This is a genomic window from Bartonella sp. AD328YNZD (genome assembly GCF_042196425.1).
Map to the genome: position 1 here is coordinate 1 of NZ_JBHIQG010000532.1, position 1,172 is coordinate 1,172.

The 1,172-nt window shown below is 36.9% G+C and carries 1 protein-coding gene; it reads right to left on the reverse strand.

Annotated features, from left to right (window positions below; translation table 11 throughout):
* The coding region (locus ACFIO3_RS13440) for a CarD family transcriptional regulator (RefSeq protein WP_375704622.1) at positions 1-1,172 on the reverse strand (1,172 nt) is incomplete at both ends.

The window sequence follows — 1,172 nt, forward strand, 5'->3', positions numbered from 1 at the left end:
AAATGTTTTTTAAGCCGCGCTTTACGTGCTTGCCAAGCAACACCCCCTAATTTATCTAAAGTTACCTCTGTTCCTTCTGAGCCATAACGTGAGAGAAGCTCAATATTTTCAACAGGTAAAAAGAGGAGATCTCCTCCAGCATATTTAATTTCAAGGCAATCTCGTAAAATTCCAGTGGTTGTGATGGTTTTAAGACCAACAAATTGGCCAATACCATGGTCGATATGCACAACAATATCACCAGAATTTAAAGCAGAAATTTCAGAAATAAAATTTGTATTATTCTTACGCCGCTTTGGTGATCTGATGAAGCGATCACCTAGGATATCCTGCTCTGCTATAATAGCTAAATCTTCAGCCTCAAAACCATGTTCTATCATGATAACAGCTGCTAATATATGATCTCGTGGTGTTGCTTTGACAGTTTGCAAGGATTTTACAACATCTATTTTTTTCAATCCATGCTCATCAAGAACTTGTATCAAACGATTGAGAGACCCTTCACTCCAACACGCTAAAAGTACTTTTTTGCCAGCAGTGCGTAAAGAGGCGATATGATCAATAACATTTGAAAAAACATTTTTTTCTTGCGCATTACGCTCTTTTACAAAATCATATCCCTGTTTAACATTGGTGTGAATAACTGTTTGTTCCAAACTTTGTGGAATATTAAAAGGTGAAAAATCAATACGCTGTGAAGATTGTTGCACACATTCCAAAACACGCTCTGGCGTTAAATAAAGAAGACTAGGGTCTATTGGATGATAAGAAGTAGAAATTTCTTTATCATTTTCGCGCTCTTTACGCGCATTATAATAGTCTTCAATAAGGCGATAGCGCTCAATGAAAACTTCTTCTATAAGATGCTCAAAAACAAGCGGTAGGTTGCCACAATGGTCAAAAAAAGTGTCAAGGTTTTCATAAAAAAAAGGAAGCCAATGTTCCATACCGGCAAAACGCCGTCCTTGAGCAATTGCTTCATAAAGCATGTTATTTTTTTGTGATACACCAAATGTACGGGTATAATTTCTTTTAAATCGGCTGATTCGTTCTGGTGTAAGAACAACCTCACTCATTGCCTGTAATAAAAGTTCAGTTTTTTGACGTGTTGTCCTTTGACTTTCTGGATCAAATACGCGGATACTTTCCAGGGTATCTCCAAAAAAATCAAG